Annotated in this window: 1 protein-coding gene; it reads right to left on the reverse strand. The window is 47.5% G+C overall.

The annotated features are described in order from the left end of the window. A partial coding sequence (locus ACFIJJ_RS09795; protein WP_375646809.1) for a hypothetical protein occupies positions 1-220 on the reverse strand: 220 nt, incomplete at its 3' end. Positions 221-1,143 lie beyond the last annotated feature (923 nt).

The following is a 1,143-nucleotide window of genomic DNA, read 5'->3' on the forward strand; positions in this document are numbered from 1 at the left end:
CTTCTTCTTTATCTTTAACGCCATACATCATTGATGGCTCTTCTTGCATTATTTCCCCTTCGCAAGCATACTGCCCCTTCAAACAATCTTCACTTTGAGAGCATGGATCTTCTTGCATCTCTTCAACTTCTACAACTTCATGCTCGCTTGGCCTCATCTCTTCAACATCGGTTGCCACCACATCATCTCTCCAAGGAATTTGCGTTGTTTGCTCGACCACTTTCTGTTCCTTAGAGAGTGTGTCAAGTATCCACCCTACTTGTCGCTCAAGGTTGTTGTAGGAGATTTCTTGACTTTTCCGGATGGCTTCCATACTTCGTCAAGAGGCATCAGATGCTTCAATAAAGCTAGCTAACGCTTTTTCCAATGAAGATGCATCCTTTGCGAGTGTCTCATCCTTTTGAAATTGCTCTTGAGGTGCTTCCCAATGTTGTCTATCGTTATTCCATAAGAAATTTTGGTAGCCCCGTTCATTTGGATGATATGGGTTAAAGCATGGTTGCTTGGTTGTTTTGAAGCAATAATCCACTCAATGACTGGATCAATCTCCATGTAGGTTCCTTGCAAGAAAAAGTAAGACAAGTCAAAAGTAAACAAGGGAGACTGGTGGTAGTGCCTAAATACATCATGTTTTCATTGATGAGTTTATACACTTTCATGCGAGTTGTATTCGTTTCGCGTCGCCTTTTTGCACATTTGATGTTTTATTCTTGTTTCAGGGTTTCAAGGACCATTCTCACAAGGATGAACCATATTCGAGTTGTTCCGGAAGAGATTGAGGAAGAAATGAAGTTTGTACATGTTCCGAACACCGAAGACGCGCGAAACAGGGGCTCTCCAAGCCACCTGTGCGGGCTCTGTGCGGGCCGCACAGAGGCCGCACACGGCCCAGTTTTGGCCTGTGCGGCCACTGTGCGGCCCGCACAGTTGGCCGCACACCTCTGGCAGAGAGGTGTGCGGCCATGTGTGCGGCCATGTATGCGGCCGCACACCCTTGGCAGAAGGGTGTGCGGCCATGTGTGCGGCCCGCACAGTGGCCGCACACCCTCGGCCTATATAGGGCTTTTGGGTTAGGGTTTTGAAGAGGATCTCTTGTTCTAAGGCTTCTCAGCCGACCTCCACTCACCCAAAAGCCATTTTCAT

This window comes from Bartonella sp. TT29SHDZB (genome assembly GCF_042193395.1).
GTDB lineage: Bacteria > Pseudomonadota > Alphaproteobacteria > Rhizobiales > Rhizobiaceae > Bartonella.